Genomic DNA, 20,596 nt, shown 5'->3' with positions numbered 1-20,596 from the left:
AGAGGGTGAAGTCTAAAACGGGATGAGATTGTTAAGGCTAAGACACCCGCCGCAGGGAAGCGGCGGATAAAAAACGCATCAACTTGCCAACTGTTGTGACGGTGTTGAATGACTCAGCTCATCAGAACGGAAAGCTTCTCTTCTCACCGCGTAGCCGTCATACCAACGACACTCGACCATACCGCTGGCATAACCGGTGACAACCATCGTTTGCCCGCCTTCCTTATGCTGAACTTCTTCACTGATTGCAAAAACCATGTTGCGCCCTCCGTTTGACTTTTTAATGAACAGTTTTCTTTATAGCAGGCGAAAAGGGTTCTTGCCTGTTAAGGCAAACATAAAAATGGCGAATTCAGAATTAAGCAGATGGATATGTTGAAAATAAAAAAAGCGGATAACATTTGTTATCCGCTTTTAAAGAAACTCTTTAACAAGAATTAGATTTTGCAGCCTTCGCAATCTGCTTCATCGCCGAGATCGTCAGGCACTTCGTTGGCCTTCTTCTCTGCTTTCGCTTCAGCCTGCTCAAGCTGTGCATCAATATCAAATTCAAACATGTCATCGCTCATTTTTTTGCTCCCGTTATGCAATTTCAGCGCGCTTTATACCGATTTCCCACGCATTTTTGCAATCAGATTTACGCCTAACAGCACGATCGACCCAATGATAAAACCGAGTACCAGATTGGCACCGTTGCTTAATAAGCTTGAAATCAGGCCGCCAAATCCAGCAGTGGCTTCTTCAATAAAATGATGCAGCGGCGTGATGCCATGTACCACAATGCCGCCGCCCACTAAAAACATGGCGATAGTGCCAACGACCGATAAAATCTTCATTAACCAGGGCGCGGTCGCCAGCAAAAAGCTGCCAATTCCCTGCGCCATGCGCGAAGGCTTTTCTCGCAGCCAGAAACCTAAATCATCGATTTTCACGATAGCCGCGACGATGCCATACACCCCAACAGTAACGAGAATGGCGATGCCGGCCAGGATGATGACCTGATTCATTAATGGTGCTTCGGAGACAATGCCCAACGTGATAGCGACAATTTCCGCAGACAAAATAAAATCCGTGCGTATCGCCCCTTTTATTTTCTTTTTTCAAACGCTTGCGGATCCTGCTTGGTCAGTTTGTCCAAACGCTCCTGTCGCGCTTCCGGTGACTTTTGCTGTTTATCATGTTGCAAACTGTGCATAACCTTTTCTACGCCTTCGTAGCAAAGGTAGGCACCGCCAATCATCAAAAGTGGCGTAATCAGCCAAGGGGCAAACGCTGAGATCACCAGCGCCAGCGGCACTAAAATCAACTTATTAAGAAATGATCCTTTGGCAACGCCCCACACAACCGGCAGCTCACGATTGGCTTTAACCCCCGTCACTTGCTGGGCGTTAAGCGATAAATCATCACCTAAAACGCCTGCCGTTTTTTTGGCCGCCACTTTTCCCATGACGGAAATATCATCCAGAAGTGTTGCAATATCATCTAATAAAGTCAGTAAACTCGTTCCTGCCAAAATGCGATCCTTATGCCGGTTCTATTCCGGTTCGTTATGCTGACAACATGGGCAGCGCTCAATTTCGGCAACTGACATCTCGGCGATGCCCTCACAATCCCATTCCACACGCACCGCTTCTCCCGCTTTCGTCTGTGCATGCAGATACTTACTTACTGGACTCTCAGTTAACCCTGTCACTTCCTCCGTGGCGATAAGCGTATCGCCCACATAAATTCGCGCTGTCGCTTTGGTGTTTACCATGCGCTCATCACGGATCTGATAAAGGCGTTTAACGGTCAGTTTAATGCTGCTCATTACAGGATCCTTCACGGAGAAAGCGGAGATCTAACCAATTATGTTGCTGATTGGCAAGGCTGCAAGTTCAGGGGCGCGGTAATGGTGAATTCCCTGATGATCAATCTCAGCGCTCTCCTTCATCACCAGCAGCCACTCTTCCAGCCTTTCCTGCAAATCTTCATCGCTGAGACGCAGCTTTCCGCGCAGTGCACATTCCCAGATAATCAGAACCTTCCAGCCATTTTCCTGCAGTTGCTTAACATAGCGCTGGTCACGCTCTACGTTGCTGTTGATCTTACCGATCCAGAATTCGGTGCGGGTGGCCGGAATTTTAAACAGATAGCAATGATGACGATGCCAAAAACAGCCATGGACGAAGATGATCGCCTGCTGCTCCAGCAGAACGAAATCGGGGCGTCCCGGTAAGTTTTTGTCCTGTACGCGGTAAGTAAACCCCCGATCTTTGAGTAAGAGCGCAATGCGCTGCTCAATCGCGGTGTCCTGCTGGCGGATAGCCCGCATGTTTTTGCTGCGTATCTCGCTAGAGTGAACGTCGGCCATGGCGTCTCCTTTTTGACTGGTCTTTCAACTTTAGCCTGAGCCACGAAAATCGACAGTGTTAGCGTCAATCCGGCGACGCTATTAATAAGCCACTGACAAGGGTTCTCAACCTGACAATGCTGCCATGCTGCACAACCTCCTGTCTGTAAATCCTTTTTGGCCCTATTTTCGGTCCAACGATGCATAAAAGAGTGCTGCGAATAATCTGTAAAGCGTAAATCTTCCGCTTCGCTTATCGCCACAATTCAATCCGTTACCGCTGATTAAAAATAAGACTACATATTTTACTCCGGTTAACGGCGGCACGCGCATAAATATTAATTTTCAAGGACTTATACTAAAAAAGACTTTAACTCTTCTTGACCATTTATTAAGGAAAGCACCATGACGAATAAATCAGATGACGTCACCGTTAGCGCTGATAACAGTAACTCGCTCACCGTTTTAGATAAAAGCGGTAAAAGCATTGATTTCGGCAAAATTATAGTGGAGTTGGCGAGCCTAAATAGCAGTAATGGGGCGGGCATTACGCAATTAAAAAACATCGCTGAGTTACGCAGCACCGAGCCGACTCAGCCGGGAGAACTTGCCTCAGTATTGGAATACAACACCGACACAAACAGGGGCGGTGGCCTTTTTGTTTACGATGCTGCAGATAAAACCACTGCAGAAGATTTTGGCCTGAACATCGTCACGCCGGAAAAAGCGCGCTGGAAGCGAGTCGTTCTGGATTATAACAACGTGACGGTTATCGATTTTGGTGCCGTCCCAGACGGTAAAGTCGATTGTCTTGAAGCGGTAACACGTATGTTTGACTGGTCGCAGAAAAATAATCCTGCAACCGGCATTCGTTTTACCGCTGGCGTATTTTTGCTGTCGAAGTTTGATATTTCCTCGAAAGAGATTGCCCGATTTAAAATCTCTGGCGCACCGGTTAACTTTGGCTTTTTTGCCTCAACAACGCTGCTTTCCGATCAGAAAAATAACGAAGTGATGTTCTCAGTAAAAGCGCGCTATGTGGAGATATCAGGCTTCGTTGTAAAAGGCCAAAGCAAGGGTGACGGCAGTACGGTTGCCAATACCAAAGGCTTCTTTAAAAATATTATTCCCGGTGGCCAGTTTTTACGTTTGAGCTGCGTAGAATTCCGCTACCTCGGCGGACGTGCACTGGATATTATCGATACCCTTGACTGCAAATTCGATCAATTTTATGGCCGCTATTGTCAAAATTCCATTGTCTATGCACGCTGGTCAGGTCAAGCGCAAGGCGTATGGGATCATTCAACGGCGATTGAACTGGCCAACTTTAATATCCAGCACAACACATTGTTCCCTGCTTTAGATATTCCGCGCTGTACACAATCCATTATTCGTAACGGCTGGATCGAACACACAGAATTTCCCGGCGATCTCTCGAACGGTCAGTGGATCATTGAGACCTTCAATCTGGAGGATTGTGCCAACCCGTTAAAACTCGCTTACGCCCGTATTATCATGACGCAGAAAAATCTACAAAGCGGAAGTAAAGTCGATTTCACACCGGAGGGCGAACGCTGGCTGTCGGAATATGAAGAGGGCAACGTGGAGATGGCGAACTGGGGGATGATCCTGAATGGTTCGCTAAATTATGACTACGTTACCTCCCAACATCGCATGGATAACCGTACCGATAAAGACGTCTGGTTTTATTTGGGCGAGGTCGCTTTCCCCACCGAATCTAATCAGCTCAATATTAAAATTGTGGGCTCCGGTGGATACAGTACCGTCGGAGAGACACAAATTGATTATTCGCAGAGAACCGCGCAGGGCGCAGCATATATTGCGATTCAGGCCACCAGCGGCGGACCTTACGCCACCTGGCACAGCGAAGGCTCTTCCCCGGTTGTTCAGGTACACATTGAAGGTAAAAGCTCCGCCTGCAAAATCTATGTGAAGATCGGCCAATATACCGGCCAAAGCATCGCGTTATTAGAAACCAACGGCGTGGATCGTTATCAAGCCGGCGTGCATTTTCTGTTCCGCAAAAGCTTCACGAAATGTGAGCCGGAAAAAAGTGCTGAGTTGGATGCCACGCCAGTGATCTGCTTTGAACAACACTGGACCGGCAATAAAAGCGTCGGCTTTGGCTATAACAATAACAAAGAGCTGATTATTCACGGCACCAGTGGCAAAGTGGCTGAGTTTGATGAAGCGACCAGCTGCCTTAAAGTACGCATCAACGGGCAGATTTTTGGTATCGAAATGAGAAAGTTAAAGGCCTGATCTCACTGGCGGGCACGTCCCGCCAATTTCTTCGGCGCGTAAGGAGTGTTAGCATAGGCGCTTCACTGTTAAGGATAAACGCATGCACGCCGCCGCGACCGCTGAACCACGTCTCTCCCCGCTTCGCCATCTGATGAAATGACCCTGTTAACCCACGTGCTGGCGATCTATTCGGTACGCGATATTGTCATGCGCCTGCATGATGCGGGTTATCAAGACTGGACACCTCAACTGCTTAATCGCATTCGTCAGGGCAAAACGGCGCTGCCAACGCTCTCTGCGCAGGAAGTATTATTACTGCAAAATCTGTTGCCCACGCGTCCGGCACATTATGATGCGCCAGAGTTTCGTTTCGTCGATTTGTTTGCCGGCATTGGCGGCATTCGTCGTGGATTTGAAGCGATTGGCGGCAAATGTGTTTTCACCAGCGAATGGAATAAAGAAGCGGTTCGTACTTACAAAGCCAATCATTACAGCGATCCGCAAGAGCACACCTTTAACAGCGATATTCGTCAGGTTACGCAACCTGCCGATGTGTCAGGTGATGAGGCGATTTATCAGCATATCGACGCGACAATCCCTGATCATCAGGTTCTACTCGCGGGTTTTCCTTGTCAGCCTTTTTCACTGGCAGGCGTCAGCAAGAAAAATGCGTTGGGTCGCGCGCATGGCTTTGAGTGTCAGGTTCAGGGCACGCTTTTTTCGATGTAGCGCGCATTCTGGCTGCTAAAAAAACGCCGTTTTTCGTACTGGAAAACGTCAAAAACCTGAAAAGTCACGATAAAGGCCGCACTTTCGCCATCATTATGGAGACGCTGGATGAGCTGGGTTACGACGTAGCCGATGCAGACGCCAATGCGCCTGATGCCAAAATCATTGATGCGCGTCACTTCCTGCCACAGCATCGTGAACGTATCGTTCTGGTGGGTATTCGTCGTGATATTGCCGGCAGCCGCGCCTTTACGTTGCGTGATATTCGTCAGCATTTTCCAGCTGAAGTACCCAGCCTGCAAAGCCTGCTGGAGAGCGAACCAGAAGAGAAATATACCCTTTCTCCACATCTCTGGCGTTATCTCTATAACTACGCAAAAAAGCATAAAGCCAAAGGCAACGGTTTTGGTTTTGGCCTCAACGACCCGCGTAATATTCACTGCTGCGTGCGAACGCTGTCGGCGCGCTATTACAAGGATGGATCTGAAATTCTTATCGATCGCGGCTGGGATAGCGTGGTCGGGGAAGCGGATTTTCAAAATGTTGCGAACATGGCGCGTCGTCCGCGTCGTTTGTCGCCACGTGAATGCGCACGCCTGATGGGTTTTGACGTACCTGGAAGCGAACCCTTCCGTATTCCCGTCTCTGATACCCAGGCTTACAAGCAGTTTGGCAATTCGGTAGTGGTTCCGGTTTTTGCCGCCGTCGCCCAGTTGTTGTTACCGCATATCCGCAGTCTAAAACGCTAAACGCGCCTCTCCCTTTTCGCGGGTGAGCTCGCAGCTTGATGAAGGACAAAAAAACCCGTCAATCGACGGGTTTTTCGTTATGGCTTTTTCACTTCTTCTTCTTGGTCTGCTTTTTCAACAGAGTACGAAGTTGTTTGACCTCCGCTGATGTCAGCGGGCTGGGAACATCTTCAACAAGATCCTGATTATCCACCGCAGGATGCTGCTGAGTTTGCAGGCTGGTCTGAAGTCGCTGAACAATCTCCTGACTCATTGAGATTTGATTTTCAAGCGCCAGCTGTTTGAGGTGTTCTTTTAGCGCAGGATCGATTTTTATCGTTAAATTAACAGTTTCGGTCATCGTGGTACTCCTTATTGTTCTGGCTATCACGCTACCGGATGACCGTTTCGATTAACAGACTGTCACAAAAATTTAATATTACGCGCGCAAAGGCGTGAAATCGCGTAATACGGACTCATCCATGCTGACTAAATTGCCCTGTAATTCCGCACACAGCTTGGCCATGTAGCGCACCAGGAAATCGGCGTTATGCTCCGCCATTGCCCTACCCGTCGCGGTGTGCATAGTTTCCGGCAGGCGCAGCAGTTTTTTCTGGAAGTGATCAAGCGTCCAGTGCACATCATTTAGCTCACGCTCTTTTCCCAGCGGATCCTCGCTGTCAAACAACGGACGGTTAAGGGCACCGGCGGTATAAAACACGCGCGCTAGCCCAATAGCGCCTAATGATTCCAGTCGGTCAGCATCCTGCACAATTTTTGCTTCAAGTGTCTCCGGCATAATGGCCGCGCTAAAGCTGTGCGCTTTTACCGCGTGTGCCACGGCATCGATCAACTCAGCAGGAAAATCGATAAATTCCTGCTGTAAAATCCGCTGCGTTTCGCTCGCTGCATAGGTGGAAGCCAGATGCCGCTCAGGATGGTTTTTAGCCAGATTCACCACATCATGGAAATAACAGGCGGTCAATACCACCAGCGGATTGGCTTCGCTGTCCGCCATGATCCGTTGCGCACTCATCCATACGCGGCGTAAATGCGCAATATCGTGAGCCTTATCGTCATGAACCCAATTAAGTTGAAACCAGCTTTCAAAGCGGGATTGCCAAAGAGTGAGTGACATAATCCATCTCCCTGTAGTGTTTTATGCGCGACCCCGGAAAGAAGAGGCGTCGCGAACGGCAGGCCATCATAACGACTGGCTAATGACACTTTTTTTACAGTGCTGTGGAAAAGAGCGGCGCTGCCGGAGATTTCAGGCAGGAAAGTGGGATCTCGATCATTTATATAGCATTTCTCGCCGTTAATAACCGCAAATCATCCTCTTTTAAGCATTTCCTTAAGTGATTGTAGTTAAATGAATCAGTTTAAGATCGGTAATGGTTTACAACATTAATGCTTTTTTCTGCCAGATTCAGGCTGGCGCTCGTCGCTGCGCGCTATCACGGAAACAGGCTATTCGGACAGGTTAACAAATCTGAAAAGGTTCCCATTTTTGCCGTTATAACGTACTGTATCTGGGCAATTAGCCGCCTAACACAAATTATTCTGGCGGGTTTGGTTCGAATTTTGCATTTTGCTCTTTTTTAAGACCAAAATACGCAGCAGCCGCCAGATAATAAGGCGACAAATTATTAAGCAAAATGATATATACGCTCTATGCTAGAGCGCATTCAGCGAAAAATGCTTACCGCAGTAACCGGGTTCTACTAATAAAAAGAGGTACTCAATGAAAGAACGGCCGATTCTTTTTTCCGAGCAGCGTGTTCGAGCCTTGTTGGTTGGTCAGCAGACGCAAACCCGGCGCATTATGAAAACGCAGGCGTTCGGTCCTGGACAAGATAACCATGAAGGTGTACACGCCTTTGATGTCAGTGCAAACCATTTGCATGGTTACAAAATGATGGCGATGACAGACATCAGCTATCAATGCCCTTATGGCAAACCGGGTGATATTTTATGGGTGCGAGAGACCTGGCGTGGGCCGATTGTGCCTGAAAGCGCCCTGGCGGAGTATGAGCGCGATCCTACGCCGTTCCGCCTGCCCGAATTTTGCCAGTATCGTGCCGACAGCAATGAATTAGGCCATCATTCGATGAACGACACTGAAGGCGAGCAGTTTGGCTGGCAAACCGCCATTCACATGCCGCGTTGGGCGAGCCGTATCAATCTGCAGATCACGGGCGTACGTGCCGAAAAGATCCAGGATATTAGTGAAGATGACATCATGGCGGAAGGGGTGCAGACCGATTCCCACTTTCTCAATAACTTCTTCACCATGAATATGAATTCAGAATCACCCAAAGAAGCCTACCGTAAAGCGTGGCAAAAGCAGTACGGCGCCACCAGTTGGGAAGTGAATCCGTGGGTGTGGGTGGTGGAATTTCAACGCGTTGAAAGAGGCTAATTCATCGCGCTTTGCGGGTTGAATCACAGACATTTTGAGTCCGACCCGTTTGAATAGGTGCCTTGTCCCTGTCACCAAACAAACCTTGCCAGCATGATGTTTCGATGCTGGCATTTTTATGTCTGGCACGTCAGGATAGCGTGGTCATCTGATTCTGAGCGAGTGCTGTGATGTTTACCTGGCCCTGGAAAACGCATGTTGATTCGGCTTTGGCCGAGCTGCCGTGGCAGCAAGGTTTGGCGCAACCGATCTTTACTCTTCTAACCGATGACGAACAGCAAGCGTTGGTGCTGTTAGCGCAGCGTTTTCTCTCTCAGAAAAAACTGGTTCTGCTGGATGGCGTGCAGCTCGACGCGTTACGCAGCGTGCGCATCGCCCTGCTGTTCTGTTTGCCCGTTTTGACGTTAGGCCTGGACTGGCTGGATGGTTTTCACGACGTGCTGATCTATCCCGAACCCTTTTCCGTGCATGACAACTGGCAGGATGAAGCGGGACTGGTACACAGTGCTCCTGCGGTGCATGCCGGACAAAGCTGGACGCAAGGTCCGGTGGTGCTGAACTGGCAGGATATTCAGGATTCGTTTGATCTCTCCGGCTACAACCTGGTGATTCACGAAGTCGCGCACAAACTGGATGCCCGTGGAAGCGGCTACACCAGCGGTATTCCGCTGATGCCACTGCGCGAAGTCGCGCTGTGGGAAAGGGATTTACGTGCGGCAATGGAAGAGATCGAAAGCGAAGTTGAGCTGGTCGGCGAACAGGCGGCAAGTATCGATCCCTACGCCGCCAGCGATCCTGCTGAATGCTTTGCGGTGCTATCCGAATATTTCTTCACCGCACCCGATCTGTTAGCTGAACGTTTTCCAGCGATGTATCAGCACTTACGCCAGTTTTATCAACAAGATCCCTTAAGCCGCCTGACGGCAAACGCATCAGAATCTGCTTAAATCGCGATCGCTTTGTGCTAAAGCTAGCCAGTTGAATGATAATGTATTTTTTGCTGTTGACACCCTCAGACGTCGCCGTTAATATTCGCCTCGTTCCAACGATTCCTCTGTAGTTCAGTCGGTAGAACGGCGGACTGTTAATCCGTATGTCACTGGTTCGAGTCCAGTCAGAGGAGCCAAATTCGAGAAAACAGACATCCCCGGATGTCTGTTTTTTTGTGCCTAAAACAGCCTGATGAAAAGGTGCTGCCACAAAGCAGCCCTCTTACCGCAGCCGCTGCACACCCCTCCTGCTCTACCTGATGCAACGTCTTAAACGTCCATCCAGCCACGCAATACATTGTGATAAAGGTTAAGCAGCGGTGTTGAAAGAGTACGTGGCAACGCAGCAGCAAAATAGACAAAAAAAGGCCCGCGGGTCTAAGCGGGCCTTTACATGGTTAAGTAAGAGGTTAAGCAGCAACAGCGGCTATTTTTCATGATAGCGGTGAATGGAGGGATAATACTCCAGCCCATAAAGTTGGCTGATGGGGAACAGAAGCTCACTATCCAGGGTCGATTCACTGGCGTCTGCGTTGGTTGAGCGATCGGCTGCCAGCCAGGCCTCAAACCATGCTTTTAGGTGTTTCATTTTGTCGTCTCCTCAACGGTTGATGGTTTGAGTTAACCGGTTTTCAACGCAGATCAGAACCACCAATTTCTGCGCTGCTTTACCAAAAATCAACTAAGCCGCGCCACTAAGATTTATCACTGCGGCTGTCGAGCGCATCGCGTAATCCGTCGCCAATGAAGTTGAAGCAGGTCACTGCAAGCGTGATGGCAATGCCAGGAATCAAAGCGAGCCACGGTGCACGCAGCAAATATTGCTGTGCCCCGTTGAGCATATTGCCCCAGCTTGGCAACGGCGGTTGAATGCCATAACCGAGAAAACTGATGTACGCCTCCAGCAGAATGGCGCGTGCCACCGTCAATGTGGCAGCGACGATAATCGGCCCCACGACATTGGGTAACAGCTCGCGAAACATAATCCATCGCCCAGATAAGCCAAGCATTCTGGCTGCTAAAATATATTCCCTTTCACGCAGCGAGCGGACTTCTGCCTCAACAATACGCGCCACCTCCATCCAGCTGGTTACGGCGATAATCACGGTGATCATCGCCGGGCTGGGTTTGATAAACGCAGCCAGCGCCAGCAGCAAAAAGACACTTGGGAAAGCGAGAAAAGCATCTACGATGCGCATTAACAGCGCACCCATCCGCCCGCCGTAATAGCCCGCCACAATGCCGACAACGGTGCCCAGCATAATGCTAAGTACCATAGCGAAAAACCCAACCAGCAGTGAAATACGTCCCGCCATTAATAAGCGAGCCAACACGTCACGGCCTAACGGATCGGTGCCCAACCAGTGATAACCGGTCATCGGTGGCGCAAAGCGCGCGCGCAGATCAATAAACAGATCGTCAAACGGCAGCAGCAGCGGGCCGAAGGCGCAGGCCAGCGCCATGAGAATGATGATGATCAGGCTGGCACAAGCCAGTCGATGCTGCATAAAACGCTGCAGCGTCCGGTTGTGCCACCAGCGCACTCTGATCACCGGCGGTGCTAATACTGAAGAAGCCATATATTCACCTCAGGTTGGACGAATGCGCGGATCGACCAGCGCAGTTATTACGTCAGCCAGTAAATTGCCCACTAACACCAACAAGGCTGAACACATCAGCAGCCCCATCACCACCGGATAATCGCTGTACCCCAAACTGTCCAGGAACAGCCGTCCCATGCCAGGCCAGGTGAATACCGTTTCTGCCACTAACGCACCGCCCAGCACCGTAGGAAGCTGCATGCCCGCCAGCGTGATCATCGGTAAAAGTGCGTTACCGACCACATGCTTCATCAGCACCCGACGCGGCGGCACACCTTTGGCGCGAGCTGTTTTGACGAAGTCCTGATGAATCACTTCCAGCGTGGCGGTACGCATGTAGCGGCTCCAGATCGCCACATCCACGAAGGTCAGCACCAAAACCGGCAGGATCAAGTGACGCAACACATCCAGCACCGACCCATCGCCCACCGTGTACATATTGCCAGCGGGCAACCATTGCAGCTTTAGCGAGAAGAAATAGATCGCGACCAGACCGAACCAGAAAGTGGGAATTGACAGCGCGATCATTGAGGAGAGTGTGGAAACCTGATCGAACAGGCTGTTGCGCTGGGTTGCGCTCTTGATTCCCGCCCAGGCCCCGATGGTAATCGACAGCACCATTGAACTCACCATTAACAACAGCGTGGCAGGCAGATGCGAGAAGATAATGCGCAACACCGGTTCACCGTCGCGGTAAGAACGCCCCCAGTCGCCGCGCACCAGATGGCTTAACCAGTCAAAATATTGCACCGGCAAAGGACGATTGAGTCCCATCTGTTCAGCAATACGCTGCATCGCTTCCTGCGTCATACCCGGCGTTAAGGCAAATTGCGAGAGTGGGCCACCCGGTGCCAAATTCAGTGCCGTAAAGCCAATGATCGAAACCAAAAACAGCAGAATGAGGCTCTGCCCCACGCGTCTCAACAGAAAAGCTGCCATACGCATTCTCCTCAGAGCGATGTACCACTGGTTTGCGCCGCCCTTAAGCCTCTTAAGCGGAAAAAGAGGCTTAAGGTGAAGCAAAACGCGCTAACCCATCAGGCTTTCCAGCCCCAGCTGTTCACGTTCCAACTGTCGATACGCACGTTAATATTTGGCGTAATATTCTCTGCGCCCTGCTTGTAGCCGCGCACGTTAGCGAAGGTAAACAGCGTTAACACCGGCATATCCTTACGCACCAGCGCCTGGATTTTCAGGTAGGTTGCCTTACGTTTTTCTGGCGAAAACTCTGCTGCACCCTGAACCAGCAAGGTATCCACTTCTGGATTTTTATACTGGAACACGTTCTGCCCTGCTCCGCCCTGCACGGGAATGGACGTTGAATGCATGTAATTAGCGGTATCGGGATCGGAACCGGTGAGATAGTTCAGTCCGACAATCGCACTGTCATATTTTGACAGCATCCAGAAATCGCCCCACATCACTGCCGGTGGCAGGTTAGCAATTTTCATCTCCACGCCAATTTCCTGAAAACTTTGCTGGATAAATTGCTGCATCTGTTCGCGCAGATGATTGCCCGCAGTGGTGGAATTACTGAACGACAGCCGTACGCCATTCTTTTCGCGAATACCGCCCGCGCCCGGTTTCCAGCCCGCATCATCGAGCAGCTTTTTGGCTTTATCGAGATTGTATTCATGCTTCGGCAGGTCGGGATTGAAATAAAATGACTGCATCGGCATGTAGGTTTCGGTCGGCTTCGGCAAACCGTAATAGAGCGCGTCGATAATCGTCTGTTTGTCGATGGCGTAATACAGCGCCTCGCGCACGGCAAGCTCCTGAAACTGCGGCTTGCCAAGGTTGAACGCAAAGTTCTCAATGGTGGCGCTTTGAAACACATCCACCACTTTATTGGGCAGCTTCTTCGCTTCGTCATAGTGATCGGCGGTAATCCACTGCAAGCCCACCACATCGATATCACCGGAGGCGAACTGGGTATACATCACATTGAGATCGGGGATGTATTTATAAATCAGCCGTTCCAGCATCGGCCCATCGAGGAAATAGCTTTTGTTTGCCACCAGCTCAATGTGATCGCCCGGCACGCGCTGCTGCCACTTAAAAGGACCGGTACCAATGGGTGCCGTGTTAAAAGGAGCGGTGTTTTTATCGGCTACGCCGTCGAAAGCATGCTTAGGCACAATAAAAGTGGCGGCCAGAATAGAGGTATAAGGCGAGTACGGTTTCTCCATCCGCCAGGTAATTTCGGTTGGTGATACCACCTTAATGTCGCGTACCAGTTCATGCCCGGTACGCGTCCAACTGCGGAAGTTGGCATCTACCAGCAGCTCCAACGTGAATTTAACGTCCTCCGCGGTGAAAGGTTTACCGTCGTGCCATTTCACGTTATCCCGCAGTTTGAGATGGAAATTCAGGCCATCCGCGCTAATACCACCGTTTTCCAGCGTCGGCACTTCTGTCGCCAGTTTAGGAAACAAATTGCCTTTGTCATCTACACCAATCAGCTGATCGAACAGGCTAAAATGCAGACCATCATCCACCTCAATATGCGGCATTAAAGGGTTAAACACTGTCGGCTCCTGCGAAAAGCCCACGACCATTTGCCCACCCTTACCTGCGCCGGGCATCGCCGCACGCGCCATGTTACCGCCAAACAGCGAAGGCATCGCCAGCGCCGCCGTACCCGATGCCAGATAAATCAATGCCTGCCGACGCGAAATAGGGGGCAGGTGATCCGCAAACTTATCGCTCATCTTTTTCCTCAGGTCAGGGAACGCAACGTCGGGCAGTCTCGCCCGACAAGTCAAAAGCCGGTGATAATTTCAATTTTTGAGCCGTCACTAAAACGCGAAAAGCGGAATGCACGGGGATCCACCACCGGTTGGCGACCCAACACCAGATCAGCCATCAGGCGTCCCGCCGCCGGGCCAATTCCAAAACCGTGGCCGGAAAAGCCGGTCGCCATATACAAACCGGGATAACGTTCAACCGGAGAAATCACCGGAATCGCGTCGGGCAGTACGTCAATGCAGCCCGCCCAACGCTGGGCGACTTTGAGATTAGCGAAGGCGGGAAGTTGCTGACGCAGCTGATCCAACACCTTGTCGGTTAAGGTTTTCGACGGCGGTAGATCGAGTACCCGGCAATATTCAAACGGGCTGGGTTCATCCATCTCCCAGCGATCGGGAATGCGCAGTTCATCAAAGAAGCGTCCACCCACGCGCAAACGCAGCGAACCCCATTCATGGCGTAGCGCAGGGATGAAATCACGGGCGAAGCGGAAGGTTTTCGGCACGATATCAACCTGACTTTCATGCCCGGACGCGATGGTGTAACCGCCATCCAGACGTTTGCGCACCGCAAAATCCCGCGCCCATACAGCCGTCTCGGGGCCACCCGCGAGCGGTTCGGTCCGCACTACGCTGTTCAATACCTTTAACTGCGGTAAACGCAAATCGAGGCGACCTGCAAACAAGCTTGACCAGGCACCACCTGCCAACACCACTTGCTGACAGGCGATGTACCCCCGCTCGGTAAATACGCCACAGACGCGTCCGGCGGCAGTATCAATGCCGCGCACTGCACACTCCGTCAGAATCGATGCGCCCTGCTTGCGTGCGGCTTCAGCTATCGCCGGGGCCGCTTTTTGCGGTTCGGCGCGTCCATCATCTGGGGTATATAACGCCCCAACACCGGCTAAGCGTTGCCCCGGAAACAGACGTTCAAAGCCAGCACGATCAACCATTTCAGCGTTGAATTCTGAGCCTTCCAGATGACGCGTCCAGCGTTGATGCTGCTGAAAAGCCTCATCGTCGGCACAGTGAAAGACAATGCCCGCGCGCCGATAGCCCGTTTCTGCACCGACGCGCTGATTCAGGGTTTGCCAAATACGTAATGATGCTGCCATCAGCGGCACTTCACGCGGATCGCGACGCGAAAGCCGCACCCAGCCCCAGTTTCGGCTCGATTGCTCTTGCCCAATGCCCCCTTTTTCACACAGCGCCACGCTAATGCCCTGCTCAGCAATTTCCAGTGCGGTGGAGCAGCCAATAATGCCGCCGCCAATGACCACAACATCCACCTTTGTCGGGCATTCCACATCCCCATGAACGGGTACAACAAATGGACCTGGCATATAAATACTCGCGGTTGCCCTACGTTATTTCGCCCAATTTCTCAGGTGAACCCAAAATAAAGACAAAAGCTGGCGCTACCACGCAGAATTAAACCTTCCACGTAGCGAGAGATATTCAGTGATAAAGCGGAAAGTCAGGGAGAATAACGCATGATTTTCTTCAGCAGTTTAATCGTTGACTTTTTTCCTGTGCCGTTAAATGGCGGAAAAAGCGATCTTCCTGCTGCTGAGTTAATTGGCGAACACGTTGTGCTAATGCGGCGCCTCGTGGCGTGAGAAACAGCGCCTGGGAGCGCTGATCCTGTTCACCCGTTTGGCGTGTGAGCAGTTGCTGCTGCTCCATTTGGTCAATCAAACGCGCCATTGCGGAACGGTCGCGCTGTATGACCTCAGCAATCAGCGAAGGGCGAATGCCGGGATGATGATCGATAATCAGTAACGTGCTGATTTTTCCCGTACCGCGAGCAACCTCCAGCCCTGATAGCTGCTCATCGAGGTCACGCGAAACGGCAATATTCACGCTGCGCACCCAGTAACTCAGCATGGTGCCAAGCACCCCGAGATTAACGTCTTGCGGATGAACCGGAACTGCTGTTGCTGCCATCATGCCGACCTCCACGTTGGTTAAAAAACCATCAAGAAGAATGCGTTAGCGACGTTTTCATACAACTGCAACCTGTTTGCAGTATTGGCGACTTAGTGGACGATCACAACCTGTTTCGTCATAGCTTTTTCTGATTCCACTTAAGGTGCGATGGCCGAGGCTTCGCCTGGAATCGACGCCACCAGCTGTGCGGTATAAGCGTGTTTCGGCTGCTGGAAAACCGCCTGTGGCGTGCCCTGTTCGACAATTTCACCTTTGTACAGCACCGCAATTTCGTCACACACCTGGCTGGCAACGCGCAGATCGTGGGTAATAAAAATCATCGCGACCTGGGTTTTTTCCTGCACTTCTTTTAGCAACGCCAGCACCTGCGCCTGAATTGAGACATCCAACGCGGAAACCGACTCATCTGCCACCAGCAACACCGGGTCAAACATCAGCGCACGGGCAATGCCAACACGCTGGCGTTGACCACCGGAAAACTCATGCGGGTAACGTTCCCAGGCGCTGGGTTCCAGCCCCACCAGGCTCAACAGCTGCTGCGCTTTACGCTTAACTTCTGTCTGGCTCATGCCACCCAACGCCAGCGGGCCAGCCGAGAGAATGGTGCCAATGGTATGGCGGGGATTGAGTGAGGCAAATGGGTCCTGAAACACCATTTGTATCCAGCGACGCAGTGGACGAAAAGCGCTTTCGCTCATTGGTAAAATGTCACGTCCATCAAAGATCACTTCACCACTGTCGGCTGGCAACAGCTTGAGCAGCACGCGCCCCAGCGAAGATTTTCCCGAACCCGATTCGCCGACGATACCTAAGGTTTCGCCTTTTTTCAGGCTGAAACTGACCTTGTTCAGTGCAGTGACTTCCCGGCTACGGCTAAACCAACCGCTGTCGCTACGATAAGTTTTGCACAGCGCTTTGACTTCAAGCACCTGCGGAGAAAGCGCATTACGTGCCCGCGCCTGCTGCTGTAAGCGCGGCACCGCCGCAATCAGTTTGCGCGAATAGGGATGCTGCGGATGGCGTAAAACGCGCTGTGCCGGGCCTGATTCCACCATCTTGCCCTTCTCCATCACAATCACCCGATCGGCAATCTCTTCGACCACGCCAAAATCGTGAGTGATAAACATCACGCTCATCGCTTTACGCTGTTGTAACTCGCGGATCAGCTTAAGGATTTGCGCTTGCGTGGTGACATCCAGCGCGGTAGTCGGTTCATCAGCAATCAACACATCAGGATCCAGCGTCAATGCCATAGCGATCATCACACGTTGACGTTGCCCACCCGACAAACGAAACGGATATTGATGCTGCATGCGTTCAGGTTCGGGTAATCCCACTTCGTCTAACAGCGACAACATTTTCTGTCGTCGCGACGGCGCATCGCCCACATTATGTGACTCCATCACTTCTATAATTTGCGCCCCGATAGTCATCAGTGGATTCAAGGCGGACAGCGGATCCTGAAAGATAATGGCAATCGTGCGGCCCTGTAACTGACGCAGGGTTTCAGGTGTTTGCGTCAGTAAATTCTGGCCGCGCAGTACAATCTCGCCCTTGGTGATCTGCAACGCGCGCGGTAGCAATCCCATCGCCGCATGGGCAGTGACTGATTTGCCAGAGCCGGATTCGCCGATAATGCACAGGATTTCACCGGCTGCGAGGTCGAAACTGAGGTTTTCCACCGCAAACTGACGATCCATTCCCGCCGGAAGCGCCACAGAAAGCTGCCGTACGCTAAACAGCGGCGAGCCGTTATCGAAGCTTTTTTCCATATCGTTCTTTCTCCTGGCTAAATAACTGTTGAGTAAACAGGAAAGCGAGAATAAATATCACCGAACGGAAACGCTATTTAAGTCAGAGTCGCAACGAGATGAAGAGAGTTATTTAATTGACGATGTCCATTAAAAAATGACACAGATCAACCCGCGGGAAATAATAGCTTTTACTTATTTCCAACCGGTCGGCGGAATGATTAAGAAAAAGCCGATGCACTTAGCACCGGCGAATAAACGTAAAGCCAACAAACCGGATGTGAAAACAACTCAGTGTGAAATCAGTGTCACCCAATTTGAGCCCTTGCCACTTGGCGCTTCAGCGACCCGCTGCAACGCGCCACTTTGAGGATGAATGGCATAACTGCCAATCACGGCGCTTTTTTCACCGCTGGCAATCAGCCATTGGCTTTGTGCATCAATAGCGATGCTGCGTGGCTGTTTTTCTACGCGCCAACTGCCGATCAAGCTTAATGCACCGGATGATGGGTCAACCCGATAACCACTGACGGTGCTGGAGGTGCGTTCAGTAACGTAGAGGAAATGACCATTGGGGGTGATTTGAATGTCAGCAGCCCAGATGCGCGGTGTGGGATCGCTGTAACCTGCCGGGCGTTGTACACCGTGCTGCAAGCCATACTTCTCGGCGACCGCATTCGGCCAACGCTGCACTTCTTTCAGAGCGCCATCTGCCGCGCGTGAATATTGCGTCACGGTGCCGCTCATCTCCGCCAGGTTGTAAACAAAGCGGTTATCGGGCGACATCACCGAATGGCGCGCGCCACTGTTTTTCTCGCCCGCTACGTACCCTTTACCCAGTGGCGTGATGCCGCCCTGATCGCTCAGTGTGAGTTGCAGCAGCCGATCTGCGCCGAGATTACCGACGTAAAGCGAATGGTTGCTGGCATCGGGTATGACTGAATGGGCATGCGGCCCAGTATGAAATCGTCCCGTCACGTTAGCGGTGACAATACCTTGAGGATCGATGCGGTTACTGGTCACGATATCGCTATCGTAAGAGGCGGCAAGCAGATAACGGCCTGTTTTATCAGTGGTGATAAAGGGGAAACTGGCGTCAACCGGCGTCACCGCCTGCTTATCCAGAGCACCGTTTTGCCGATTCACCCGCCAGCTCACAATCGAATAGGGTGGACTGCGCAACGCACCGTATAAGTGTTTGCCATCGGGACTGGCGGCTAACGGCATGATTTTTTGCCTGCAGGCGTATCACCCAGCCACTTAAGCGCGCCCAAGTGTTGATTGAGTTGATAACGCGAAACGGTGCCGGAGTCGGCATTTGAGACATAAACGAAGGTGCTTGCCCACAACGGGGCGCTGCACAGCAGTGGCAGCAAAGCCAGCAGCGGTTTAATACCTGCCATATATTCACCTGTTCATTGCGTAGGATACGATTTTTATTGTCTCCGTCAATGCGGAGCGCTGTTAACGCTAGACAGGGAATCGCCGCGCTGCACTGTGCAACTGACTGAAATTTTACGAATAAAATTGGCATTGTGAGGGGTGAGCGCCAAGGTGTTTTTCCTCTCCTACTGACGCAAGAGAGGGAAAAAGATTACCCGTTTTTCGCCACCATCTTGCGGTAGTTATTCAGCCATTTTCCGCTGTTCAGTCGCCACCAGAAGAAAATGCCGCGCACCGCCCAATCGAGGAACATACCAAGCCAAACGCCCACTACGCCCATACCAAGGACGATTCCCAGCAGATAACCGGCCACCACGCGGGCGCACCACATGCTGAACATCGAAACATACATGGTGTAACGTGCGTCGCGTGCGCCTTTCAGCCCGGCTGGCAGTACCCACGATGCCGCCCAAATCGGCATGAACAAGGCGTTGAGCCAAATCAAATGCTGCGTCACATTAATCACTTCTGGATCGCTGGTGTAGAAGCGCGCCAGAATCCCTGCCAGCGGCACGGTTAGCATCGCCATCCCGGTAAGGCAGATTGTTGCCAGCCAGAACACATGCCTGACCTGCCGCTCCGCCTGGAACACCTGATTTTTTCCGAGCCGGGTACCGGTAATAATCGTTGAGGAGGAACCGAGTGCATTGCCCGGCAGGTTGATCAAGGAAGCGATTGAGAAGGCGATAAAGTTACCGGCGATTTCGCTGGTTCCCATGCCAGCGACAAACACTTGCGTCAACAATTTACCGCCATTGAACAGCACCGATTCGATACTGGCGGGTACGCCGATGCTCAATACCTCAAACAAAATATTGCTGTTCCAGCGGCGGAAATAGCTTTTCAGCGAGATTTTCAGCGAGGCGTTAAAGCCGATCATCAACACGTAAATCACTGCGATAGCACCAATGTAACGGGTGATCGTCAAGCCCAATCCCGCGCCGACAAAGCCCAGCCCGTCCCAGGAAAAACAGCCGTAAATCAGCACGCTACTGATGACAATATTCAGGATATTCATGCCGCCGTTAATCAGCATCGGAATTTTGGTATTGCCTGCCCCGCGCAGCGCTCCGCTGCCGATTAACGTAATAGCCGCAGCAGGATAGCTCCACGCCGAGATCTGCAAATAACTCAGCGCCAAGGCTTTCACCTTGGGATCGGCCGCACCGGCAATGAGATCGATAATCAGATGTCCCCAGAACTCAATAGCGATCACCAGCACAAACGCCAGCATGGTCATCATCGCTAAAGATTGGCGCGTCGCGTCTCGGGCGCGTTTACCGTTACGCTTCGCCAGGCTGAAGGCCACCACCACCGTGGTGCCTAAATCGATAGCGGCAAAAAAGGAGATGATCACCATGTTGAAGCTGTCAGCCAGACCAACGCCCGCCATCGCCTCTTTGCCCAGCCAGCTGACCAGGAAGGTGCTCAATACGCCCATCAATAAGACGCAGAGGTTTTCGATAAAGATAGGCACTGCTAATGGCGAGATCTCACGCCAATAAAGCGTGCGATAAGCGCGACGTTTGGGATACCACGCAGTACGCTTGATCGCCTGCATCACTGCTACGCCAGGATTTTGCAAGGGAATACCAAATCAGAAGAGATTGGACAGGAGATCTTATGATGATAGGGG

At 51.5% G+C, this 20,596-nt stretch carries 19 protein-coding genes, 1 tRNA gene and 2 pseudogenes; 5 read left to right on the top strand and 17 right to left on the bottom strand.

The window, feature by feature from the left end; translation table 11 throughout:
* Positions 1 to 78: 78 nt before the first annotated feature.
* The 5 genes and pseudogenes from KQP84_RS10755 to KQP84_RS10740 all read right to left on the bottom strand — a co-directional run bounded on the left by KQP84_RS10755 (position 79) and on the right by KQP84_RS10740 (position 2,353).
* The gene (locus KQP84_RS10755; RefSeq protein WP_215846525.1) at positions 79 to 258 is read right to left on the bottom strand and encodes a YodC family protein; all 180 of its coding nucleotides are present in this window, start codon (positions 256 to 258) and stop codon (positions 79 to 81) included.
* A 179-nt stretch (positions 259 to 437) separates the two neighbouring features.
* Complete coding sequence (locus KQP84_RS25770; RefSeq protein WP_256449269.1) at positions 438 to 569, bottom strand: hypothetical protein; 132 nt, start codon at positions 567 to 569, stop codon at positions 438 to 440.
* 33 nt (positions 570 to 602) lie between these two features.
* Positions 603 to 1,513, bottom strand: a pseudogene (locus KQP84_RS10750) (DUF808 domain-containing protein).
* A 21-nt stretch (positions 1,514 to 1,534) separates the two neighbouring features.
* Positions 1,535 to 1,810, bottom strand: coding sequence for a hypothetical protein (locus KQP84_RS10745; RefSeq protein ID WP_215846524.1), 276 nt, complete (start codon positions 1,808 to 1,810; stop codon positions 1,535 to 1,537).
* A 30-nt stretch (positions 1,811 to 1,840) separates the two neighbouring features.
* Positions 1,841 to 2,353, bottom strand: coding sequence for a very short patch repair endonuclease (locus tag KQP84_RS10740; protein ID WP_215846523.1), 513 nt, complete (start codon positions 2,351 to 2,353; stop codon positions 1,841 to 1,843).
* A gap of 384 nt (positions 2,354 to 2,737) precedes the next feature.
* On the opposite strand from KQP84_RS10740, the gene KQP84_RS10735 reads away from it, so the two are divergent.
* Entirely contained in the window at positions 2,738 to 4,615 is a 1,878-nt protein-coding gene (locus tag KQP84_RS10735; RefSeq protein WP_215846522.1) for a putative phage tail protein, read from the top strand.
* 82 nt (positions 4,616 to 4,697) lie between these two features.
* Positions 4,698 to 6,075 (top strand): annotated as a pseudogene (gene dcm, locus KQP84_RS10730) (DNA (cytosine-5-)-methyltransferase).
* 88 nt (positions 6,076 to 6,163) lie between these two features.
* Here dcm and KQP84_RS10725 read toward each other — a convergent pair.
* A complete protein-coding gene (locus KQP84_RS10725; protein WP_215846521.1) occupies positions 6,164 to 6,415 on the bottom strand; it encodes a hypothetical protein in 252 nt (83 codons plus the stop codon).
* Positions 6,416 to 6,493: 78 nt separating this feature from the next.
* Positions 6,494 to 7,192 (bottom strand): phosphohydrolase, encoded by a 699-nt coding sequence (locus KQP84_RS10720; protein WP_215846520.1) that lies wholly within the window; start codon positions 7,190 to 7,192, stop codon positions 6,494 to 6,496.
* 606 nt (positions 7,193 to 7,798) lie between these two features.
* Here KQP84_RS10720 and KQP84_RS10715 point away from each other — a divergent pair.
* The 3 genes from KQP84_RS10715 to KQP84_RS10705 all read left to right on the top strand — a co-directional run bounded on the left by KQP84_RS10715 (position 7,799) and on the right by KQP84_RS10705 (position 9,602).
* The gene (locus tag KQP84_RS10715; protein ID WP_215846519.1) at positions 7,799 to 8,476 is read left to right on the top strand and encodes an ASCH domain-containing protein; all 678 of its coding nucleotides are present in this window, start codon (positions 7,799 to 7,801) and stop codon (positions 8,474 to 8,476) included.
* Positions 8,477 to 8,646: 170 nt separating this feature from the next.
* Positions 8,647 to 9,423, top strand: coding sequence for a DgsA anti-repressor MtfA (gene mtfA / locus KQP84_RS10710; protein ID WP_215846518.1), 777 nt, complete (start codon positions 8,647 to 8,649; stop codon positions 9,421 to 9,423).
* A gap of 103 nt (positions 9,424 to 9,526) precedes the next feature.
* Positions 9,527 to 9,602 (top strand) — tRNA-Asn (locus KQP84_RS10705).
* A gap of 290 nt (positions 9,603 to 9,892) precedes the next feature.
* Here KQP84_RS10705 and KQP84_RS10700 read toward each other — a convergent pair.
* The 10 genes from KQP84_RS10700 to KQP84_RS10660 all read right to left on the bottom strand — a co-directional run bounded on the left by KQP84_RS10700 (position 9,893) and on the right by KQP84_RS10660 (position 20,521).
* Positions 9,893 to 10,054: a hypothetical protein gene (locus KQP84_RS10700; RefSeq protein ID WP_215846517.1), complete on the bottom strand. Its 162-nt coding sequence runs from the start codon at positions 10,052 to 10,054 to the stop codon at positions 9,893 to 9,895.
* 106 nt (positions 10,055 to 10,160) lie between these two features.
* Positions 10,161 to 11,045: an ABC transporter permease gene (locus KQP84_RS10695; protein WP_215846516.1), complete on the bottom strand. Its 885-nt coding sequence runs from the start codon at positions 11,043 to 11,045 to the stop codon at positions 10,161 to 10,163.
* A gap of 9 nt (positions 11,046 to 11,054) precedes the next feature.
* Positions 11,055 to 12,005 (bottom strand): ABC transporter permease, encoded by a 951-nt coding sequence (locus tag KQP84_RS10690; RefSeq protein ID WP_215846514.1) that lies wholly within the window; start codon positions 12,003 to 12,005, stop codon positions 11,055 to 11,057.
* 98 nt (positions 12,006 to 12,103) lie between these two features.
* Positions 12,104 to 13,777 carry a peptide ABC transporter substrate-binding protein gene (locus tag KQP84_RS10685; protein WP_215846513.1) on the bottom strand — a complete coding sequence of 558 codons (1,674 nt, stop codon included), beginning with the start codon at positions 13,775 to 13,777 and terminating at the stop codon, positions 12,104 to 12,106.
* Positions 13,778 to 13,827: 50 nt separating this feature from the next.
* Positions 13,828 to 15,159: an NAD(P)/FAD-dependent oxidoreductase gene (locus KQP84_RS10680; protein WP_215846511.1), complete on the bottom strand. Its 1,332-nt coding sequence runs from the start codon at positions 15,157 to 15,159 to the stop codon at positions 13,828 to 13,830.
* A gap of 160 nt (positions 15,160 to 15,319) precedes the next feature.
* Positions 15,320 to 15,766, bottom strand: coding sequence for a MarR family winged helix-turn-helix transcriptional regulator (locus KQP84_RS10675; RefSeq protein WP_215846510.1), 447 nt, complete (start codon positions 15,764 to 15,766; stop codon positions 15,320 to 15,322).
* A gap of 137 nt (positions 15,767 to 15,903) precedes the next feature.
* Positions 15,904 to 17,538 carry an ABC transporter ATP-binding protein gene (locus KQP84_RS10670; RefSeq protein ID WP_215846508.1) on the bottom strand — a complete coding sequence of 545 codons (1,635 nt, stop codon included), beginning with the start codon at positions 17,536 to 17,538 and terminating at the stop codon, positions 15,904 to 15,906.
* 270 nt (positions 17,539 to 17,808) lie between these two features.
* Positions 17,809 to 18,744 carry a lactonase family protein gene (locus KQP84_RS10665; protein WP_252515262.1) on the bottom strand — a complete coding sequence of 312 codons (936 nt, stop codon included), beginning with the start codon at positions 18,742 to 18,744 and terminating at the stop codon, positions 17,809 to 17,811.
* Positions 18,735 to 18,920, bottom strand: coding sequence for a lactonase family protein (locus KQP84_RS26165; protein WP_252515261.1), 186 nt, complete (start codon positions 18,918 to 18,920; stop codon positions 18,735 to 18,737). Before KQP84_RS26165 ends, KQP84_RS10665 begins: the two co-directional genes overlap by 10 nt.
* Before the next feature lie 191 nt (positions 18,921 to 19,111).
* A complete protein-coding gene (locus KQP84_RS10660; RefSeq protein ID WP_215848256.1) occupies positions 19,112 to 20,521 on the bottom strand; it encodes an EmmdR/YeeO family multidrug/toxin efflux MATE transporter in 1,410 nt (469 codons plus the stop codon).
* Positions 20,522 to 20,596 lie beyond the last annotated feature (75 nt).

Origin of the sequence: Candidatus Pantoea bituminis (assembly GCF_018842675.1) — a bacterium.
Classification (GTDB): Bacteria; Pseudomonadota; Gammaproteobacteria; order Enterobacterales; family Enterobacteriaceae; genus Pantoea; species Pantoea phytostimulans.
The sequence above is the reverse complement of the archived record's forward strand: the minus strand, read 5'-3'. Positions and strand labels throughout refer to the sequence as shown.

Coding starts and splice junctions, on each gene's coding strand:
- KQP84_RS10755 (WP_215846525.1), bottom strand. CDS start 258: ATGGTTTTTGCAATCAGTGAAGAAGTTCAGCATAAGGAAGGCGGGCAA.
- KQP84_RS25770 (WP_256449269.1), bottom strand. CDS start 569: ATGAGCGATGACATGTTTGAATTTGATATTGATGCACAGCTTGAGCAG.
- KQP84_RS10745 (WP_215846524.1), bottom strand. CDS start 1,810: ATGAGCAGCATTAAACTGACCGTTAAACGCCTTTATCAGATCCGTGAT.
- KQP84_RS10740 (WP_215846523.1), bottom strand. CDS start 2,353: ATGGCCGACGTTCACTCTAGCGAGATACGCAGCAAAAACATGCGGGCT.
- KQP84_RS10735 (WP_215846522.1), top strand. CDS start 2,738: ATGACGAATAAATCAGATGACGTCACCGTTAGCGCTGATAACAGTAAC.
- KQP84_RS10725 (WP_215846521.1), bottom strand. CDS start 6,415: ATGACCGAAACTGTTAATTTAACGATAAAAATCGATCCTGCGCTAAAA.
- KQP84_RS10720 (WP_215846520.1), bottom strand. CDS start 7,192: ATGTCACTCACTCTTTGGCAATCCCGCTTTGAAAGCTGGTTTCAACTT.
- KQP84_RS10715 (WP_215846519.1), top strand. CDS start 7,799: ATGAAAGAACGGCCGATTCTTTTTTCCGAGCAGCGTGTTCGAGCCTTG.
- mtfA (WP_215846518.1), top strand. CDS start 8,647: ATGTTTACCTGGCCCTGGAAAACGCATGTTGATTCGGCTTTGGCCGAG.
- KQP84_RS10700 (WP_215846517.1), bottom strand. CDS start 10,054: ATGAAACACCTAAAAGCATGGTTTGAGGCCTGGCTGGCAGCCGATCGC.
- KQP84_RS10695 (WP_215846516.1), bottom strand. CDS start 11,045: ATGGCTTCTTCAGTATTAGCACCGCCGGTGATCAGAGTGCGCTGGTGG.
- KQP84_RS10690 (WP_215846514.1), bottom strand. CDS start 12,005: ATGGCAGCTTTTCTGTTGAGACGCGTGGGGCAGAGCCTCATTCTGCTG.
- KQP84_RS10685 (WP_215846513.1), bottom strand. CDS start 13,777: ATGAGCGATAAGTTTGCGGATCACCTGCCCCCTATTTCGCGTCGGCAG.
- KQP84_RS10680 (WP_215846511.1), bottom strand. CDS start 15,159: ATGCCAGGTCCATTTGTTGTACCCGTTCATGGGGATGTGGAATGCCCG.
- KQP84_RS10675 (WP_215846510.1), bottom strand. CDS start 15,766: ATGATGGCAGCAACAGCAGTTCCGGTTCATCCGCAAGACGTTAATCTC.
- KQP84_RS10670 (WP_215846508.1), bottom strand. CDS start 17,538: ATGGAAAAAAGCTTCGATAACGGCTCGCCGCTGTTTAGCGTACGGCAG.
- KQP84_RS10665 (WP_252515262.1), bottom strand. CDS start 18,744: ATGCCGTTAGCCGCCAGTCCCGATGGCAAACACTTATACGGTGCGTTG.
- KQP84_RS26165 (WP_252515261.1), bottom strand. CDS start 18,920: ATGGCAGGTATTAAACCGCTGCTGGCTTTGCTGCCACTGCTGTGCAGC.
- KQP84_RS10660 (WP_215848256.1), bottom strand. CDS start 20,521: ATGCAGGCGATCAAGCGTACTGCGTGGTATCCCAAACGTCGCGCTTAT.